Raw genomic sequence first — 18401 nt, forward strand, 5'->3', positions numbered from 1 at the left:
AGCCCATTAATGCCGATTCAATAACCGGACTGAGTTACGCTCGTCTACCCGCTCTCGGGCAAGAAATCGGCCCGAAGAGTCTCCCCGTGAGCCTTCCGGCGGCTAGAGGCGGCCATGGGCGCGAAGTAGCGAGACGGCGTGCGGTGTTCGCGACGCGAGGTGGCGACGGCGGGCCTGGGCGTTCAGGCCGTGAGGTAGCCGTTGCGGACGAGGTAGGCGACCAGCGCGTCCGCGGCCTGCCCGGCGTCCGTCGGGCCGATGATCGTGGGCGGATCGTGGGCGACGAGGGCGCCGGTGAGCGCCAGCAGCCGGTCCCGCGGGGTCGCCCCCGCCGGCGGAGGCACTACCCGGGCCCGCGGGCGGTAGGCACGGACGTCCACGACCTCGACCGCGCCCACCGCGGGCCGCGTCGGGCGGGCGGCGGGGACCGGCGCGTCGCCGGCGGCGAGCAGGGCTGGCAGCGCGGCACGCCGCAGCCGCAGCCCGGCGGCCTCGGCCGAGCAGACCGCCGGGGTCGGCACACGCAGCCGCTCGCGGCGGCCGCCGTCGAGCCGGCGCTCGGCGAGCAGCCAGCCGTCGTCCGTCGGCGTCAGGCTGACCAGGCCGAGGGCCTGCGCGGCGCCGAGAGCGTGCGCGAGCTGCGCGGGCAGCGCGCCGGTGCCGCGGTCGGGGGAAAGGTCGCCGCAGAGCACCAGCGTCGGTTCGCCGACCGTCCGGATCGCGTCGACGAGGACCTCGGCGAGCGCGCGCGTGTCGCCCGCGAGGTCGGCGAGGTAGGCCGCGCGCGGCCCGAACGGCTCCGGGTCGACCGCCGACGCGGCGTTGACCGCCGAGGCGGCACCGGGAGCGGCGCCGTGGCCGTCGGCCTCGTCGTGCGGCGGCCAGGCGACGCGCAGGACCGCAGCGCCCAGCGCCGCCGCGGCGCGCAGCGGGCCCTCGACGATAGGCGAGCCGGCGGCGACCGCGAGCACCCGCCCTGACCAGGCCCGCGCGATCGCCAGCGCGCGCTCCAGCGCCGCCTCGTCCGCCGCCGAGAGCCCGGCGCCGTGCGCCGAGCGTGTCACCACGCCGGTCAGTGGATCGACCTCGGGCCGCAGATCGGTGACCCGCAGGCACACGACGACCAGCGGCCCGCCCCCACGGGCCCCGTCACCTGTCGCGTTCGTCATCGCCGTCCTCCTTTTGACTTCGGGACAAGGGCCGCCGGGCGCGCGAAGGAAGATCATTATCGCGCGCCCTTTGGCCCTCAGCCCTGGCGGAAGACGACGCCCTGGCCGCCGTCGGGGTAGGTCCAGGTGAGCGCGCCCTCGCCGTTGCAGACCATGTAACAGGTGCCGCACTCGAAGCACTGCTCGTAGTTGAACAGGATCCCGCCGTCCGCCGTCGGCGCGAACAGGTTCGCCGGGCAGGCGGTGACGCAGGCGCGGGTGGTACAGGAGCGGCAGACGTCCGAGTCGACGACGATGTGCGCCCGCTCGCCGACCCGGAAGTCGACCGTCGCCATCCGGTCCTCGAACGCGATGTCGCCGAGCCGCCCGCCGCCGCCTTCCGCGGCCTCGGTGGCGGCGGGCGCGGTGGCGGCACCCACCGGCTTCCTGAAACCGAACCGGCTCACCGGAATACCTTCCCGATCCTTAGTCCGTCGCGGGCGAGCTCGCGCAGGCTGACGCCGTTGCGCTTGGCGGCCCGGCGCAGCAGCGCCAGCGCCCCCGGCTTCGGTTCCGGGTTCGTCACCGTGAACAGGCTCTCGACCAGGTCGGCGACGAGCCCCGGGTAGCGGCGCTGGATCCGCTCCGACAGGATGATCTCGGGTGCGCCGCGCAGCCGCTTGTGGTCGGCGAGCACGAACTGCTTCTCCAGCTCGTCCCGGTAGCGGGCCAGCCGCTTCTTCGACGCGTCGCCGGCGGCGGCCGCCTCGGCGGCGACCCGGCCGGCGACCAGGCCGGAGCCGATCGCGAAGTTGACGCCCTCCAGCCAGATGCCGGCGGCGAGCGTCATCCCGGCGGCGTCGCCCGCGATCAGCAGGCCGTCCGTGGCGAGTGCCGGCATGTGGTCGTAGCCGCCCTCGGGGATGAGGTGCGCGGCGTACTCCTTCACCGTCGCCCCGCGCAGGTAGGGCGCGATCGCGGGGTGCGCCTTCAGGTCGGCGATGATCTCCTCCGGCCGGACCTTCGCCGCCGCCAGGCCCGGCAGGGCGAGCACCGCGCCGATGCTGACCGTGTCGCTGTTCGTGTAGAGGAATCCGCCGCCCGGGATGCCGCGGGTGTTGCCGAGCATCTCGATGTCGAGGCCCTCCTGGCCGCGCAGCCCGAAGCGCTCGTCGATCACCTCGCGCGGCAGCGACAGCACCTCCTTGACGCCCAGGGTGTGGTGCTTCGGGTCGGCCTTCGGCAGCAGGCCGGACTCCTTGGCCAGGAACGAGTTGACGCCGTCGGCGGCGATCACGACCCTGGCACGCAGCTCGCCGTCGGTCCGATCGGTGCGCACACCGACGACCCGGCCGGCCGCGTCGCGCAGCAGCCCGGTCGCGACCGTCGAGGTGACCAGCCGCGCGCCGGCGGCGGTCGCCTTGCCGGCGAGCCAGCTGTCGAAGTCGGCGCGGTACGCCGTCATGCCGTTGTACGGCGGGCCGGCCCAGGTCTGGGTGCGGAAGTCGACGGTGAGCGCCTGCGTCTCGGTGAGCACCATGGTCGAGCGGCGGACGACCCAGCGCTCGACCGGCACCTCCTCCCACCAGTTCGGCAGCACCGCGTCGAGGATCCGGCCGTAGATGACACCGCCGTAGACGTTCTTCGAGCCGGGGAACGGGCCGCGCTCCAGCAGGACGACGGACGCGCCGGCGCGGGCGGCGGCCAGCGCGGCCGCGGCGCCCGCGGGCCCGGCGCCGACGACGATGACGTCGACGTCCGCCGGCCGGTCCCCAACGGCCGTGCCGGGGGAGGTACCCGGGCCAGCGTATGGGGCCTGCTCGTCAGCCATGGGTGATCTCCGCACGCGGGTTGGGAACGTCGGCGGCCAGGCTGGCCGGGCTGGCCGGGGGACCGGCGGGGCCGGCGGATCCGGTAGGACCGGGGACGCCGAGACGGCGGGCGAGCTCGACGAGCAGGTCGCCCGCGTCGGTGACCAGGCCGAGGTCCGCCATCGCCGTCATCGGGCAGCTCGGGTCGGTGTTGACGGACACCACGTGGCGTGGCGCGCCCAGGCCCCCGGTGTGCTGGCTCGCGCCGGACACACCGAACGCGATGTAGAGCTCGGGGTCGAGGGTGACACCGGTGGTGCCGATCTGGCGGTCGTAGCCCATCCAGCCGGCGTCGGTGACGACCCGGGTGGCGCCGGCGGACGCGCCGAGCGCCGCGGCCACGCCGGCGAGCAGCTCGAACGCGGCGGCCGGCCCGACACCCGCGAGGCCGCCGTCGCGGGCGACGAGACCGGCGCCGCCGCCGAGCACCCGGCGCGCCTCGCCGAGGTCCATCGTCGCCGGGTCCGGCTCCAGCACTTCGACCACCTCGACGTCGACGATGCCGCCGGGCGCGGCGGGCAGCGCCACCTCGACCGGCACCAGGGCGCCCGCGGACGCCTGCTGGGGAATCTGGCCCGGGCTCGTCGCCGCCCGCGCCGTCGGTTCCGCCGCCGCTGGCGCCCCCGCCTCCACCGGTTCCGCTGGACCGTCGTACACCGACCGCGCACCTGGCAGCAGCGTCGCGACGGCGGGCGCCGCGCACGTCGCCGTGACGAGCAGCCGGCCGTCGACGCGGGCGAGCTCCGCCCGCACCTGACCGTCGCCCGCCAGCCCGGCCTGGACGGCGCCGGCGAGCAGTGGGACGTCGAGCGCGGCGGCCAGCCGCGGCGCGAGGTCGCGGCCGTCCGCGGACGCGGGCAGCACGACGAGGTCCGCGGCGGCGAGCAGCGGGGCGAGCGAGCACGCGAGGGCTCCCGCCCGCAGGCCCGGCCCGGTGTCGGCCCACCAGACCTTGGCCGCCGGGCCGCCGCCGGTGGCCCGGTGCAGCGTCACGGCCGCCTCGGCCGCCCCGGAGCCGACAACCAGCACCTGCCCGCCGGCCTCCGCCACCGCCTCGGCGCCGCCCGGCGGCACCTGCCCGCCGCGCGCGACGACGACCGCCACCGTCCCGGTGACCGTCAGCCCCGGCAGGGGCGCCGGCGTCGTCGCCAGTGCGTCCGGCGCGACGGGTGCCGTCTGGGAAAGCACGGTCTCGGTCATCGCGCGAGGTCCCGGGCGGACGGCGCGGGCATGCCCGCGACGATCAGCAGAACTCCCGCCACAGACGATCACTCTCCATCACGATGTCGTCGAGGATGCCGTGTGCCTCCTCAAGACTGCCCGCTTCGATCTCGGCGGTGAACAGGGCGAGGAACCCCGGCACGACTTCTTCGCCCATGGTCCACTCGATCTCGTAGATCACGCCGCACCCCCTACCCGTGCGCCGTTCTGGCGGGTGCCCACCTGGTGACGGCGCGCCAGCCGGGCCGCCGTTGTCCGCGTCGGCCCGTAACCACGTATGGAGGGCGTCCAGAGCCCTCTGGGCTGGCGCTTCAGCAGCCGCCTCATGCGAGCGCCACCGCCGCGCGCTGGCCCTCGACGACGGCGGCGTGAGCGCGGCGGGGGGACAGGCAGTCGCCGACGCGGTCCAGCGTGAACGGCAGGCCACCCGCTGTGTCGCCTTCGGAGCCCTCCGCGACTGGCCTTCGGCCAGCCTGCCAGCCGCTTTGGGCTGTGTCGCCTTCGGAGCCCTCCGCGACTGGCCTTCGGCCAGCCTGCCAGCCGCTTTGGGCTGTGTCGCCTTCGGAGCCCTCCGCGACTGGCCTTCGGCCAGCCTGCCAGTCGCTTTGGATCGCGCGCAGCGCCTTGTAGAGCGAGTCCTCGGCCCGCTGGTGCACCGCGCAGACGACCCAGTCGACGGTCCTCGTCTGGTCGGTCCCGGTGGGGTGGTGCTGCAGGTTGAGCACCACACCCTCGCCGTCCGGCGCCGGCGCCGCGCCCATGGGCACGAGGTCCGTGGCCTGGGTGACGCCGCGCGCCGCCGCCTTCACGTTCCACTGCTCCATGTCGAGGGTGACGCCCAGGTCCTGGCCGACGACCATGCCGTTGGAGATGACCTCGACCCGGCAGCCCCGGTCGGCGAGGAGCTCCGCGACCGACGTCGCCTGGTGGAAGCCCAGCTCGTCGACGACGACCACCGTGCCGGCCGGGACCGCGCGGCCCTCCAGCACGTCACGGACGTCGACGACCCGCGGGTGCCCGCCGGCCCACCACGGCGCGTTCGGCGCCGCGCCGGTCGCGAGGATCACCGCGTCCGGCTTCTCGGCGAGTAGTAGGTCCGCGTCCACCTCGGTCGACAGCTTCACGTCGACGCCGACGCGCTGCGCGTGGGCGACGAGGTTGCGGGTGATGTCGAGGAACTCGGCGCGGCTCGGCACGCTCGCCGCGAGCAGCACCTGGCCACCCAGCCGGTCGGACCGCTCGAACAGGGTGACGTGGTGGCCGCGCCCGGCGGCGGTGACGGCGGCCTGCAGCCCGCCCGGCCCGCCGCCGACGACGAACACCCGCCGGCCGCGCCGCCGCGGCGCCGGCAGCGGCACCGCCTCGCGGCCGGTGCGCGGGTTCTCGATGCAGCCGAGCCAGCGGTTCAGACCCATCCGCCCGACGCACTCCTGGTTGCACGACAGGCAGGTGCGGATCTCGGTGGCGTGCCCGGCGCGGGCCTTGGCGACGAAGTCGGCGTCGGCGATCTGGCCGCGCACGACGCCGATGAGGTCGGCCTGGCCGGCGGCGAGGGCCCGGTCGGCCTGCAGCGGGTCCTTGAACCGGCCGACACCGACGACCGGCAGCGACACGGCGGCGCGGATCGCGCTCGGGATGAACATCGCGTAGCCCGGCGGCACCTGCATGCTCGCCTCGATCATGTAGAGCGTGGCGGTGGCGACGCCGATCGAGGTGTTGATGTAGTCGACCTTGCCCTGCGCCTCGACCATCTGGGCGATGGCGACGGCGTCCTCGATCGTCGTCCCGCCCTCGATCAGCTCGTCGCCGCAGATCCGCACCCCGAGCACCCTGCCCGGGCCGATCGCGGCGCGGACCGCGTCGACGATCTCCAGCAGCAGCCGGGCCCGGTTCGCGAGCGACCCGCCGTAGGCGTCGGTCCGCTTGTTGGTGGCGGGGGAGAGGAAACCGCGCACGATCGACGAGTGCGAGCACTGCAGCTCGATGCCGTCGAACCCGCCGGCCATGCAGTGCTCGGCGACCAGCCCGTAGCCGGCGACGACCTCGCGGATCTCGTGCGGCTCCAGCGCCTTGGGCACCTCGCGGAACAGCGGGTCCGGCACCGGGCTCGGCGCCCACACCGGCTGGCGGGAGAACATGCTCGACGCCTGGCCGCCGTTGTGGTTGATCTGCGCAAGGATCGGCGTGCCGTGGGCGTGCACCGCCTCGGTGATCCGCCGGTAGCCGGGGATGACGGCCGGGTTGAAGCCGTGGATCAGCTTCTCGTAGGGCCAGTCGGTCGGGTGGGTCGAGTGCTCCTCGGTGATGATGAGCCCGGCGCCGCCGGCCGCGCGGGCGGCGTAGTAGGCGGCGTGCTGCTCGGTCGGCATCCCGTCGGCGGCGTAGTTCGTCAGGTGCGCCGAGAACACGACCCGGTTGCGCACCGTCAGCGGCCCGATCCGCAGCGGGCTGAACAGGTACTGGTACCGCCCCGTCGCGCTCATCGCGCCGCCCCTTCCGTCGTGCCCCCGGCGCCGACCAGCGCGCGCCGGGGCCTGCCGGTCGTGGTGGTGGCGACCTCCAGGGCGCGGCGGCGGCCCTCGAGGACGGCCTCCAGCACGCCGCGCGGGGCGACGCAGTCGCCGGCCCGCGGCGTGCCGGGCCGCCGCAGGTAGAGCGCCTCCATCGGGAGGCGGTGGCCGCAGTCGACGAGGACGGCGCAGGGGATGGCGCGGCGGGCGCCAGTCCAGATGTCCTCCAGCACCACCCGGCCATCGGCGGCCTCGCGGACCAGCGCGCGCAGCTCGCGGCGGACGCCCGCCTGGGCGAGGCGGGTGTTGGCCGGGGCGAGGTCGCCCGTGAGCGACAGCAGCGTGCCGGCGACCTGGTCGGGGGCGACCAGCGCGACCTCGCGGCCGGCGCCGGCCAGCCACTCCGCGATCCCGACGGCCACCGGGCCGCCGACCGGGTCGTGGACGACCACCGGTCCCTCGGGCAGGACGCCCACGCCGCCGTCGAGCAGCGCCAGCGCCGAGAAGACCGGGACCGTGGCCGCTCCGGGCGGCGCTGGGTAGACCCGGCCCGCCGACACCGAGCCGGTGGCGAGGATGACCGCCTGGCCGGCCGTCTCGGCGGCGTCCAGGTCGGCGGCGGTGACCGTCTTCTCGAACAGGAACCGCACCCCGAGGCGGGCGCACTCGGCGGCGAGCCAGTCGGTCAGCAGCGCGAGCCGTTCCCGGCCCGGGCCGACGGCGGCGGTGCGCAGCGCGCCGCCGAGCCGCTCACCCGCTTCGGCCAACGTGACGCTGTGGCCGCGCGACGCCAGCACCCGGGCGGCCTCCAGCCCGGCCGGCCCGCCGCCGACGACGAGAACCTCGCGCGGCCGCGGGTCGGTGCCCTCGGCAATGTCATTAGACGGTCTCCGTCGGCGGGAGGCTTCGCCCATTGTCCCGCCGACTTCGACCGGAGGGTCCTCGGTCTCGTGGCCGCTTCGCGGCTCGCCGACGCAGCTGACGATCGGGTTGCGGTTGTCGCGGACCCGGCAGGCCTGGTTGCACAGCAGGCAGGGCCGCACCCGCTCCGCGTGCCCGGCGCGGGCCTTGGCGACCAGCTCCGGGTCGGCGATCTGCGCCCGGGTCATCTCGACCAGATCCGCGACGCCGTCCGCGAGCGCCGCCTCGGCGGCGGCGACGTCGACGACGCTGCCCTGCAGCACGAACGGCACCCGCCCCGCCGCCGCCGTCCGCATCGCCGCGCACAGGTCGCGGTTGAACGTCGGCTCGGTATGCGACGTCGGCCGGTAGGCGGTCGTCGAGTAGGGCCCGCCGCGCGTCACGACCAGCAGGTCGAGCAGCCCGAGTCCCGCGAGCGCGTCCACCTGCTCGGCGGCCTGCTCGGGGGTGACCCCGGCCCACGGCGCCAGCTCGTCGCAGCACAGCCGCAGTGAGAGGATCCCGTCCGGGCCGAGTGCCGCGCGCACCGCGGTGAGGACCTCGCGGGTGAGGCGCAGCCGGTCGGAGCCGTAGCCGTCGCCGCGGTGGTTCGTCAGCCCGGAATGGAACTGGCGCAGCAGCGCGAGCGGGCCGGCGTCGATCTCGACCCCGGCCAGGCCCGCGGTCGCGGCGAGTTCGGCGGCGGCGGCGAAACCAGCGACGACCGCGTCGATCCCGTCCTGCTCCAGCTCGGCCGGGAGCTCCCTGCTGGCCGCGTCGGCGACCGGCGAAGGCGCCCACAGCACCGACTGCGAGTACGCGCTCGAGCCCTGCCCGCCCGCGTGCCCCAGCCCGGCGAGCACCAGGGTGCCGTGCGGGCGGACCGCCGCGGCGAGCGCTGCCCAGCCGGGGCCGCAGTCGGCGGCGAGCGGGGCGCGCTCGTAGGGCCAGTCGTCGGCGGTTACGGACGCCGTCTCGGTGACGACGACGCCGGCGCCGCCCGCCGCGCGGCGGGCGTAGTAGGCGACGTGGCGGTCGGAGATGTCCCGGCGGCGGGCCAGGTTCGTCTCGTGCGGGCCGAACAGGACGCGCGACGGCGCGGTGTGCTCGCGCAGCGTGAACGGCTCCGTGAGCGCCAGGCTCGCGGACCGTGCCACCGCCCGCGCCGGAGGCGCCACCGAAAGTGGTGCCACGGGCACCCCGTCGGTGTCACCGTCGATCGGGTTCATGCTGTGGCCATACCGTGATGTCCGTCCACATCGCAATGGTTGGTCGCCTCCCGGGACGGGAGGTGACCGCGGCCCGCCCGGTTGTGACACCCGATGTCACAACTTGACGGGTGACAGGAAGCATATTGGCACCCGATGCCAAAGGAAAGGGATCGGTCGATGCGTTCCGCGACCCCGGCTCCGCGCGAGCGGCCACACAGCGCGACAACGGCCGACGCTCGCGGGGGTGGCAAGGCCGGCGGGGACGGCACGGTTCGCGGGGATGACGTGGCTCCTGGGGATGACGCCAGCCGGGGGGATGGGTCCAGGGTGAGCGGCGGACGGGCCGGGCGCCGGCCGGTGACGAGCGCGGCCGAGCTCGAACGGCACGCTCTGATGATCTTCGAGGAGCGCGGGTTCGACGCGACCACGGTCGACGACATCGCGGCCGCGGCCGGCATCGGGCGGCGCACATTCTTCCGGTACTACGCGTCGAAGAACGACGTCGCCTGGGGAGAGTTCGACGCCCACCTGGAGACGATGCGCGCGGGCCTCGCGGCCACGCCGCCCGACGTGCCCGTGCTCCCGGCGCTGCGCCGGGCGATCCTGGACTTCAACACCTACCCGGCCGCCGAGGCGGACTGGCACCGGCGGCGGATGGCGCTCATCCTGCGCACCCCTGCCCTGCAGGCGCACTCCATGTTGCGCTACGCCCGGTGGCGGGCGGTCGTCGCCGAGTTCGTCGCCGAACGTACCGGGCGCGGCGAGGGCGCGCTCGAGCCGCAGGCCGTGGCCTGGGCCTTCCTCGGCGTTGCGATCGCCGGCTATGAGGAGTGGCTCGTCCGTGCCCGCGCCGATCTGATCCCTATCCTCGACCGGGCGCTCGGGCTGCTGGTGGACGGTCTCGAGCGCTCGCTGTAGGCCAAAGGGGGCGCGAAAATGGCGAAGCCTCGCGCCCACGGAGGCCGTCAGGCAGCCTCCAGCCCCCGGGCGAGACGGACGCCTCCGCGAGGACCCGCCAGGAACGGCCGCCGCCGCGCGGCCGACCGTCACGCGTGGTAGACACTTGGCTTCAACGCAGTTACTAAGCGTAGTCGACTGTCGCCGCTGCCTGGGCGGAAAGGGGAACAACCATGCCGTCGAAGGCGCGAACGACGACCGCCAGCCCTGACGGGAGCAACCCGGCCAGGACCACGCGGACCGCCGCGTCGCCCGCGACGCGTTCGACGGCCGCGCGTCCGACCGCCACCCGTTCGACCGGCGCGCGTTCGGCGGCAACGCGTTCGGCGGCGGCTCGCCCGGCGGCCCGGGGGACCTCGTCGCGCGCGGCCGCCGCCAGCACCAGCACGGCCGGCGCGGCAAAGCGGCCCGCGTCGTCGACCGGCCGGGCGACCGTCCGGCGTGGCCGTCAAGCCGCCTCGGAGGCGAACAGCATGGGCATGGCGGAGCAGACGCCGGTGGCCGAGGACTGGTACCGCCGCGGCGTCATGGACGCGGTCTCGCGTGAGCAGGAGGCGGTCGCCGCCTCGTTCCGGCTGCCGTTCCTGCGGGTCAACGTCGAGCGGCCCCGCCGCCGCCGCGCCCCCGTGATCGAGCCCGCCGCGATGCGGGAGGAGGCGGACCGGGCCGGCGCCGAGGGCTGGCGGATCGGCCGCTTCGAGCTGCCCTCGCCGCGCAAGACGGCCTACTACCTGGGGCTCGGCGCGCTGGCCGCGTTCGAGGTGGTCGAATGGCCGGTCGCGGCCGCGGTCGCGGCGGGCACCTGGGTGGCCCAGCACACCAGGCCGGAGGCACCGGCCGCCGGCACCGCGCCCTGGGAGCTTCTGCACCGTGGCGGCGGGCACGGCCACGACGAGCACAGCGAGAACGGGCATGCCGGCCCCGCGGCCATGGCCGGCGCCCACACGCACAACGGCCACTCGCGCCGCCGCACGTCCGCGGGCAGCTGACGGGTGGTCGCCCTGCGCCCGCCCGGGCTTGCGCTGCCTGGGCGCGCTGGCCTCGCGCGGGCGCTGGCCGCTCCCGCGATCGCGGCGCGCGCGCTGCCCAACCCAGGCCGGGTGGCGCGCGCGCTGCCCCGTCCTGGTCGGGTGGCGGCGGCGTTGCCCAGCCCTGGTCAGGTGGCGCGCGCGTTGCCGAGCCCTGGTCGGGTGGCGGCGGCGTTGCCGAGCCCTGGTCAGGTGGCGCGCGCGCTGCGGCATGAGCTGGCGCATCCGGACCGTCGGCCCCGGCGGGTGTGGCACGAGGACGGCGCCGCGCACATCGAGCTGATCGGCGCGGCCCGCACCGGCGGCACGGCGGCGCACGCGGCCGTCCGCGCCGCGCTGCGCCGGCTCGCCGGCGTCGACTGGGCCGAGGTCGACGAAGGTCTCGGCCAGGTGCTCATCGGGTTCGACGGCGAAGAGATCGAGGTCTCGGAGCTGATCGACGCCGTCACCGAGGTCGAACGCGCGCTGCACGCCGAGTCCGGCGGCGGCCAGGGCCCGGCCCGGGCCCCCGAACGTCATCCCGCGGAGACCGACCCGCTGCTCGCGGAGACCGTCGCGCTCGCCACCGACGCCGCCGCCTTCGGCGTCGCGATGGCCGGACGGCTCGTCCGGCTGCCGGCGGTGCCCCGTGCCGCCGGCGCGGTCGTCGCGCTCGTGGACGGTCAGCCCCGGGTGCGCGCCGCCCTCGCCGACCGGATCGGGCCGACGGCCTCCGACCTGACGATCGGGCTCGCCAGCGCCTGGGTCGGCGCGCTCACCCAGCAGCCGGACGTGCTCGCGGTCGCCATGGTCCGCCGGGTCGCGCGGGTCGCCGAGCTGCGCGCCGGCGCGCGGGTGTTCGACCAGCGGGCCCCTCAGCTGACCGCGGACACCGCGCGGCGGGCCCGACCCGACAGCGACCGCGCCGACGCCGACGAGCCGGCCGCCGTCCGTGCCGGCGCCTCCCGCGCCGATGGCGGTGGCCGCGCCGGCGCCGCCTGGCGTGACCGGCCGGTGCCGCTGCCGGACGGACCGGTCGAGCTGGCCAGCGCGCGGCTCGCCGTCGCCGGGCTGGCGCTCGGCGGCGCCGGGCTCCTCGTCGGCCGCTCGCCGCGGCTCGCCGGGGAGCTGATGCTCGCGACGCTGCCGCGCGCGGCCAGGGCGGGGCGGGACGTGTTCGCCGCGACGGCGGGCCGCCGGCTCGCCGGCCGCGGCATCGTCCCGCTGGACGCCGGGTGCCTGCGCCGCCTCGACCGGGTCGACACCGTGATGGTGTGCGCGTCGGTGTTGCTGGGTGACAGCGCCCGGGTGCTGTCCGCCACCGACGCCGCGACCTGGAACCGGGTGGAGGCCATGCTCGGCGGCCTCGACCCCCACCGCGCATTCCGGCCAGGAGACATGGTCGCCCGCGCCGGCGGCGGCCGGCTCGTCGCCGCGCACTACGCCGGCCGCCGCCGCGCCGCCGACCCCGGCGGGCTGCCGCTGCTGCTGTGGCATGGACAGACCAGCACCCAGGCGCTCGCCGGGGTCACGCTGGACGGCCACGCCGAGGCCGTGCTGCGGGCCGCGCGCGGCTGCGGCCGGGTCGTACTGACCGAGCACGCCAGCGTCGCCGACGTCGCGGGCCTCGCCGACGTGACCCTGCCCACCGGGCCGCCCGGCCCGGCCCCCGCGCCGCGGCCGTCCCGGTCGGCGGGCGGCCTCGCCGCCGAGGTCCGGCGGCAGCAGGCCGCGGGCGCCGGGGTGTGCGTCGTGGCCGACGCCGAGGGCGACGAGGCGCTGCGGGTCGCCGACGTCGGCGTCGGGCTGGCCCGCGCCGGCAGGCGGCCGCCCTGGTCCGCGGACCTGCTGTGCGGCCCGGAGCTCACCGACGTCTGGCGGGTGCTGCGGCTGCCGCCGTACGCCGCCGCGACGAGCCGCCGAGCCGCCACGCTGTCCGTGTCCGGCTCGGCGCTCGCGGCGCTCACCACCGTCGTCGACGGGCCGGACGCCCGGCCGACGGGCCTCCGGCTCGCCCTCGTCAGCGGGCCGGTGACCGCCGCGGCGGCGACAGCCATGGCCGCCGGGCTCGTCGCGGCCCTGCGCGCGGACCGGGCCACGCCGCCGCCACCAACCCTGCACACCGACTGGCACGCGCTGACGGCCGACACGGCGCTGCGCCGGCTGCGCGGCGCCGCCGGCGTGGGCGGCGGACCGGCGCGGGCGGCGGCAGCCACCTCGCCGACCGGCGGGTCGTCACCGACCGGCGGGTCCTCCGCGGCCCGGCGCCGACTGGACGCGGTCGGCGCCCGGCTCGGTGCCGGCCGCGCGCGGGCGCTGGTCGCGAACGGCCAGCTCACCGGGACCGTCACGCGGGCGGTCGGTGGCCGGATGGCACTCGCCGGCACGGGCGCCAGCCGCTACGTCACCGCGGTCGTCGCGGACCTGACCGACCCGCTCGTGCCCGTGCTGCTCGTCGGGGCGGCGGCGAGCGCCGTCCTCGGCTCTACGACCGACGCCCTGCTCGTCTCCGCGGTGTCCGTGGCGAACGCGGCGATGAGCGGCGCGCAACGGGCGCACGCCGAGGGAGTGCTCGCCAGGCTGATCGACCGGAACGTGCCGATGGCGCGCGTCGTGACCGGCGGCGGCGAGACGGAGACCCGCCGGGCCGACACGCTGGTGCCCGGCGACGTCATCGAGCTGGGCGCGCACGACATGGTGCCGGCGGACGCGCGCCTGCTGCGGGCCGAGGCGCTTGAGGTGGACGAGGCGACGCTGACCGGGGAGTCCCTGCCGGTGACCAAGGGCGTCGAGCCCACCCCGGCCGCCGAGATCGGCGACCGCGACTGCATGGTCTACGAGGGAACGACCGTGCTCGCCGGCACCGGCCGGGCCGTCGTCGTCGCGACGGGCGAGGCCACCCTCGCGGGCCGGGCCGGCGTCGTGGCCTCGGCCCACACGGCCGGCCCCGTCGGCGTGCAGGCCAGGCTCGGTGAGCTGACCCGGCTCGCCCTGCCGGCGACGGGGCTGTCGGGGCTCGCGGTCGCGGCGCTTGGCTCGCTGCGGGGCGCGCCGGCCAGGTCGGCGCTCAGCTCCGGCGTCGCCGTCGCCGTCGCCGCGGTGCCCGAGGGCCTGCCGCTGGTCGCGACGGTCGCGCAGGTCGCCGCGGCCCGCCGGCTCGCGAAGCTCGGCGTGCTGGTGCGCTCCTCGCGGGTGGTGGAGGCGCTCGGCCGCGCCGACGTCGTCTGCTTCGACAAGACCGGCACGCTGACCGAGGGCCGGCTGCTGCTGCGCGCCGCCGCCGTGCCCGACGCGGCCGGCCGGTGGCGGACGGTGCCCGTGCCCGCCCCGGGGACGGACGACGCGACGGACGCGACGGAGGTGCCGGACGGAACGGCCGTCCGGATGCTGGCGGTGGCGGCCGCGGCCTGCCCGCCGCCGGAGGGCCGGGTGCCGCACGCGACCGACCGGGCCGTGCTCGACGCGGTCGTCGGGCGGCCCGAGCTGGTGAGGGCGCTGGTGGGCGAGCGGGTGGACGAGAGCCCGTTCGAGACGGCCCGGGGCTACGCGTCCACTCTCCTGCGCACGGCCGACGGGCCGGTGCTCACCCTCAAGGGCGCGCCCGAGGTGGTGCTCGGCCTCGTCGACCTGGACACGGCCAGGCTCGCGTCGGCCCGGGCCACCGCCGGCCGGCTCGCCCGCCAGGGCCTGCGGGTGCTCGCGGTGGCCGAGTCGGTCCCGGGGAGCCAGCCGGCCTCCGCCGTCGACCTGAGCTCGCTTCGCCTGCTGGGGTTCATCGGCATCGCGGACAGCCCGCGCCCGTCCGCCGCGCCGGGGGTGCGCCGCCTCCTGGATGCCGGCCTGCGGGTCGTCGTCGTCACCGGCGACCATCCCGAGACCGCCTCGGCGATCGCGCGGGAGGTCGGCGTCCCCGGCGCGGAACGAGTGGTCACGGGCGCGCAACTGGACCGGCTCACCGACGACGGCTACGCCGCGCAGGTCGGCGCCGCCGCCGTGTTCGCCCGCATCTCGCCGGAGCAGAAGGTGCGGCTGGTCACGACCTTGCAGCGGCTGGGGAAGGTGGTGGTGATGACGGGCGACGGGACGAACGACGCCGCCGCCATCCGGGCCGCCGACGTCGGCGTCGCCGTGCGCGGCCGGGGCACCGCCGCCGCCACGGGCGCCGCCGACCTGCTGCTCACGGACGCCGAGGTCACCCGTCTCGCCGACGCCGTGCTGGCGGGCCGCCGGATGTGGCGCTCGGTGACCGATGCGGTGTCGGTGCTCGTCGGCGGCAACGCCGGGGAGATCGCCTTCACGCTGCTCGGGACGGCGATCGCCGGGGAGGCGCCGCTGCGCCCGCGCCAGTTGCTGCTGGTCAACCTGCTCACCGACATGGCACCGGCGATGGCGCTCGCCGTGCGCTCGCAGGAGGACCGCGGACGAGGCGACCACGGCGACTCCCGGCCGGCGGACTGGCCGCGGCCAGCCAGCGGCGCCGGCGTGGGGGGGGGGGGGGGGGGGCCCCGCCGCCGCCCCCCCCCGCCGGGGTGGGTTTGGGGGCCGGCGCCGGCGCCGGCGCCGACTCCGACGCGGTCGCGGGCCGCTGGCTCAGCGGGCCGCTGCGCCGCATGCTGCTGGTCAGAGGCGCGACGACGACCGCCGGCGCGACGGCGGCCTGGCTGATCGGCCGATACACCGGCACGCCGCGGCGCGCGTCGACGATGGGGCTGCTCGCGCTGGTCACGACCCAGCTCGGCCAGACGCTGATGCTGGCCGGCCGGGACCCGCTGGTGATCACCACCGCGCTCGGGAGCATGTTGGTGCTGGCGGCGCTGGTCCAGACGCCGTTCCTGTCCCGGCTGTTCGGCTGCCGCCCGGTCGGGCCCGTCGGCTGGTCGGTGGTGCTCGCGTCGGCGACGCTCGCGACGTCCGCTGCCTGGCTCTACGAGCGTCGTCGTCGTCGCTCGCTCGGCCCGGTCGGCGCCGCCGCTCTCAGCAAGCCTCGCGTGCGCCGTGACGCGTCCGTGACGCCCCCGGTCTCCGCCGAGAGCGGCGCGGACGTGGCGCCGACGCCGGTGGGCTCCGCGGGCGGCCGCGGGCCGGGCCCGGCGGCCGCGTCCCGCGACGGTCGGGCACCGGGTCTCTCACTGACGTTGCCCCCGTTCGGGCGTCCGCTGTTTCCGGGCCGGCCGACCGCGCCGGGGCCCAAGCGGACGCGGCTGCCGGGCGTCGCCGCCAACGGCGGACCTGGTGCTGGCAGCGGGGCGGTGGCTGGCGGCGGGGCAGTGGCCGGCAGCGGAACGACGGCTGGCGCTGGGCCGGCGGCGGCCCGTGGCAGAACCGCGAAACCGCCGCCTCAGCGGGTGGCATCGTCGACGTAGCCGAGGTGGTCGGCTGTCCAGCGGCGCAGGGTCCGACAAGAAGGCAGGGCCCGGCCGCTCAGGATCTGCGAACGGTGGCTGACGAGTCGCCAGGCTGGCGAGTCGTCGGGCCGGTGGGCTGGCGAGCCGGCGGTCGGGTCAGCGGGTGACGGGGCCGATGTAGCTGCCGGGGTAGGCCTCGCGGCGTTGGTCGGCGACGGGGCCGCCCGGCCAGTCGATGCGCACCGGGTCGCGGTCGTCGGGCGGCGTGACCAGCAGGTAGCGCGCGTCGAAGACCGGCATCGCCTCGGCGGGCGGGGCGTCGCCCGCGGGCGGCGTGGTCTGCGGCGCCGGTGCGGCGAGGTATGTGAGGACCGCCGCCGCGCCGCCGCCCGGCGGAAGGCGCAGGGAGGCGGGCATGGCGGTCGTGCGGCGCGGCAGGTCGTAGGAGTCGCCCGCGGCGGTGACGAGCGTCGCGCCCGGGAACCCGTACATCGCGCAGGTCCGCGGCGTGCCGTTGGTAAAAGTGATCATGAATGCGAGCTGGGTCAGCCCCGGCGCGAGCGTGGTGACCTGGGTCGGCGTGCCGAGCCGCACCGTCAGGCCCGCGCCGGTGCACCGCGCCGCGCCGGCCGCCCCGGCCGGCCAGGCCGCGCCGTCGACGGTGGTGCCGTCCGTGGCGGCACCGTCGGTGGTGAACGGCTCACCGGTCGTCTCGGTCTCGGCCACGGTCGACGGCGTCGCGTCGGCGTCGGCGCCGTTGTCGGCGGGAGTCGTCGCGGCCGGGATCGCGGCCGCCAGCGGTGAGGGCGTCTGCGCCGGGGACGACGGGATGTCGAAGTCGGCGGACGGGTCGGGCTGCGAGCAGCCGCCCGCCACGCCCAGCGCCAGCGCGGCCGCGCACGCGGCCGTCGCGGCCGTCGCGGCGCGGCGCCGCGTTCGGGCGCTCCGCTGGTCCATCGTTAGCTCCCGGTTGTCCCGCCCCTGGACGGGGCGCCTGACCTGGGAGTGTTCGGCCCGACCGGCCGGCTTTCCGCCAGGCGCGGCGCCGTGGTCCGCGTGCGTATGCGACCGGCCGGCAACACCCGCTCTCGGCCCCTCCGGGCTGATCCGTCCATTAAGGCGCCGTTTTGCCAGAGCGCCGTCACCCCGGATCCGACGCTGGCCCTGATCTCGCGCCGACGCGACTGCCGGCGGCGCTCTGATCGCTGTCCGCGCCCTTCGGGGGTCGTGGACCGGGCTTGTTGGCGACCGCCTGAGGGCACTGACGACGATCAGCGCCCGGCGGGGCGTGTGGAGCCCGCCTACGGTCCGGGCCGGGTCGGGGACCGGGACCGGGACCGGGTCAGTCCAGGATCCGGCCGAGGCCGGTCTCGAACTGGTCGGTGAGGTCGGCGTGCAGGTAGGGCGCGGCCCCCGCCAGCTCCGGGTAGCGGGAGCGCGGCGGGTTGACGGTCGGCATCGGCGCGCCGACCCGGTCCGTCGCGATGTTCTCCGCCAGGTGGCGCGCCTCCACCAGCGCGTGGCCGACGACGAAGAACAGCAGCGTCTGCCAGGTCGCCCCGGCTTCCGCCTCGGTCCGGCCGGTGGCACGCAGGGCGCCGAGAGCGTGCTCCATCCGGTCCCACCATGAGCCGGCGCCCGGCGGCTGGCGCAGCACCGACGGTGCGAGGGTCGGGTAGCGCAGCAGCTGGCGGCGCAGCTGGCGCAGGTTCTCCCGCAGGTCCGCCGCCGGGTCGCCGGTCGCGGGCAGCGGCTCCTCGCCGCGGATCAGCAGGTCGGCGAGCGCGTCGAGCAGTTCGTTCTTGTTCTGGAAATGCCGGTAGATCGCGGTCGGGTCGACGCCGAGCCGCGCGCCGAGGGCGCGCATCGACAGGGCGTTCACCCCGCCGATGTCGACGATCTCCCGGGCGCTGTCCAGCAGCACCTGCTGGGACAGCGTCCCGCGCGGCGTCCGCCGCGCGGCCGCGCTGACCGTCACCCGGCCGCTCGCCGCGCCCGCTCCCGGTTCGTCGGGCCCGGAGTCGTCCGGTTCGAGCTCGTTGTCGTCCGACATCGCCATCCACCTCGGTTCCGCCGGCACGCGTCGGCGCGCCGCGATCGCCCATCCGATCACCTGCACTGTAGACAACGCTGTTGACGACGTCCCGGCGGCGCGCGGAAGGATTTTCGTCAACTGCCGCGAAACGTAAGAGGCGGGCGGAGTCCGGCCGGCCGCCGGTCACTCGAACGTG

14 protein-coding genes are annotated in these 18401 nt (G+C 76.7%); 4 read left to right on the plus strand and 10 right to left on the minus strand.

Going from position 1 to position 18401, the window contains the following annotated elements:
* Positions 1-182 precede the first annotated feature (182 nt).
* From QOZ89_RS22535 to QOZ89_RS22565, 7 genes are all read right to left on the minus strand, one after another.
* Positions 183-1169 carry a mycofactocin-associated electron transfer flavoprotein beta subunit gene (locus QOZ89_RS22535; protein WP_071051583.1) on the minus strand — a complete coding sequence of 329 codons (987 nt, stop codon included), beginning with the start codon at positions 1167-1169 and terminating at the stop codon, positions 183-185.
* A gap of 77 nt (positions 1170-1246) precedes the next feature.
* Positions 1247-1615 (minus strand): ferredoxin family protein, encoded by a 369-nt coding sequence (locus QOZ89_RS22540; protein ID WP_241842066.1) that lies wholly within the window; start codon positions 1613-1615, stop codon positions 1247-1249.
* The gene (locus tag QOZ89_RS22545) at positions 1612-2979 is read right to left on the minus strand and encodes an FAD-dependent oxidoreductase (RefSeq protein ID WP_071051584.1); all 1368 of its coding nucleotides are present in this window, start codon (positions 2977-2979) and stop codon (positions 1612-1614) included. The genes QOZ89_RS22540 and QOZ89_RS22545 overlap by 4 nt, the downstream gene beginning before the upstream one ends.
* Positions 2972-4219 carry a mycofactocin-associated electron transfer flavoprotein alpha subunit gene (locus QOZ89_RS22550; protein WP_071051585.1) on the minus strand — a complete coding sequence of 416 codons (1248 nt, stop codon included), beginning with the start codon at positions 4217-4219 and terminating at the stop codon, positions 2972-2974. The genes QOZ89_RS22545 and QOZ89_RS22550 overlap by 8 nt, the downstream gene beginning before the upstream one ends.
* 43 nt (positions 4220-4262) lie before the next feature.
* A complete protein-coding gene (locus tag QOZ89_RS22555; RefSeq protein ID WP_157910580.1) occupies positions 4263-4421 on the minus strand; it encodes a hypothetical protein in 159 nt (52 codons plus the stop codon).
* A 142-nt stretch (positions 4422-4563) separates the two neighbouring features.
* On the minus strand, positions 4564-6723 hold the full coding sequence (locus QOZ89_RS22560) for a mycofactocin system FadH/OYE family oxidoreductase 2 (RefSeq protein WP_312625031.1): 2160 nt from the start codon (positions 6721-6723) through the stop codon (positions 4564-4566).
* Complete coding sequence (locus QOZ89_RS22565) at positions 6720-8879, minus strand: mycofactocin system FadH/OYE family oxidoreductase 1 (protein ID WP_312625033.1); 2160 nt, start codon at positions 8877-8879, stop codon at positions 6720-6722. Before QOZ89_RS22565 ends, QOZ89_RS22560 begins: the two co-directional genes overlap by 4 nt.
* 309 nt (positions 8880-9188) lie before the next feature.
* Between QOZ89_RS22565 and mftR the strand changes: the two genes are divergently transcribed.
* Positions 9189-9779, plus strand: a complete 591-nt coding sequence (gene mftR, locus QOZ89_RS22570) for a mycofactocin system transcriptional regulator MftR (protein WP_071051594.1) — start codon at positions 9189-9191, stop codon at positions 9777-9779.
* A 163-nt stretch (positions 9780-9942) separates the two neighbouring features.
* Here the strand turns inward: mftR and QOZ89_RS22575 are convergent, their stop codons facing one another.
* On the minus strand, positions 9943-10206 hold the full coding sequence (locus QOZ89_RS22575) for a hypothetical protein (protein WP_071051595.1): 264 nt from the start codon (positions 10204-10206) through the stop codon (positions 9943-9945).
* A gap of 85 nt (positions 10207-10291) precedes the next feature.
* Between QOZ89_RS22575 and QOZ89_RS22580 the strand changes: the two genes are divergently transcribed.
* The 3 genes from QOZ89_RS22580 to QOZ89_RS22590 are packed head-to-tail and all read left to right on the plus strand — an operon-like array spanning position 10292 to position 16188.
* Complete coding sequence (locus tag QOZ89_RS22580; RefSeq protein WP_071051596.1) at positions 10292-10807, plus strand: hypothetical protein; 516 nt, start codon at positions 10292-10294, stop codon at positions 10805-10807.
* Between the two features lie 3 nt (positions 10808-10810).
* Positions 10811-15490: an HAD-IC family P-type ATPase gene (locus QOZ89_RS22585; RefSeq protein WP_312625036.1), complete on the plus strand. Its 4680-nt coding sequence runs from the start codon at positions 10811-10813 to the stop codon at positions 15488-15490.
* Positions 15436-16188, plus strand: a complete 753-nt coding sequence (locus QOZ89_RS22590) for a cation transporting ATPase C-terminal domain-containing protein (protein WP_312625038.1) — start codon at positions 15436-15438, stop codon at positions 16186-16188. Before QOZ89_RS22585 ends, QOZ89_RS22590 begins: the two co-directional genes overlap by 55 nt.
* A 138-nt stretch (positions 16189-16326) precedes the next feature.
* Here QOZ89_RS22590 and QOZ89_RS22595 read toward each other — a convergent pair whose 3' ends face one another.
* Positions 16327-17127, minus strand: a complete 801-nt coding sequence (locus QOZ89_RS22595; RefSeq protein WP_312625040.1) for a DUF4232 domain-containing protein — start codon at positions 17125-17127, stop codon at positions 16327-16329.
* Between the two features lie 385 nt (positions 17128-17512).
* Positions 17513-18223, minus strand: a complete 711-nt coding sequence (locus QOZ89_RS22600; protein WP_083419380.1) for a TetR/AcrR family transcriptional regulator — start codon at positions 18221-18223, stop codon at positions 17513-17515.
* Positions 18224-18401 lie beyond the last annotated feature (178 nt).

This window comes from Pseudofrankia coriaricola (assembly GCF_032027725.1).
Lineage (GTDB): Bacteria > Actinomycetota > Actinomycetes > Frankiales > Frankiaceae > Pseudofrankia.

Excerpts from the sequence above, each read along its gene's own strand:
- QOZ89_RS22535 (WP_071051583.1), bottom strand. The coding sequence starts at position 1,169 with ATGACGAACGCGACAGGTGACGGGGCCCGTGGGGGCGGGCCGCTGGTC.
- QOZ89_RS22545 (WP_071051584.1), bottom strand. The coding sequence starts at position 2,979 with ATGGCTGACGAGCAGGCCCCATACGCTGGCCCGGGTACCTCCCCCGGC.
- QOZ89_RS22550 (WP_071051585.1), bottom strand. The coding sequence starts at position 4,219 with ATGACCGAGACCGTGCTTTCCCAGACGGCACCCGTCGCGCCGGACGCA.
- QOZ89_RS22560 (WP_312625031.1), bottom strand. The coding sequence starts at position 6,723 with ATGAGCGCGACGGGGCGGTACCAGTACCTGTTCAGCCCGCTGCGGATC.
- QOZ89_RS22565 (WP_312625033.1), bottom strand. The coding sequence starts at position 8,879 with ATGAACCCGATCGACGGTGACACCGACGGGGTGCCCGTGGCACCACTT.
- QOZ89_RS22580 (WP_071051596.1), top strand. The coding sequence starts at position 10,292 with ATGGGCATGGCGGAGCAGACGCCGGTGGCCGAGGACTGGTACCGCCGC.
- QOZ89_RS22590 (WP_312625038.1), top strand. The coding sequence starts at position 15,436 with ATGCTGCTGGTCAGAGGCGCGACGACGACCGCCGGCGCGACGGCGGCC.
- QOZ89_RS22595 (WP_312625040.1), bottom strand. The coding sequence starts at position 17,127 with ATGGACCAGCGGAGCGCCCGAACGCGGCGCCGCGCCGCGACGGCCGCG.
- QOZ89_RS22600 (WP_083419380.1), bottom strand. The coding sequence starts at position 18,223 with ATGTCGGACGACAACGAGCTCGAACCGGACGACTCCGGGCCCGACGAA.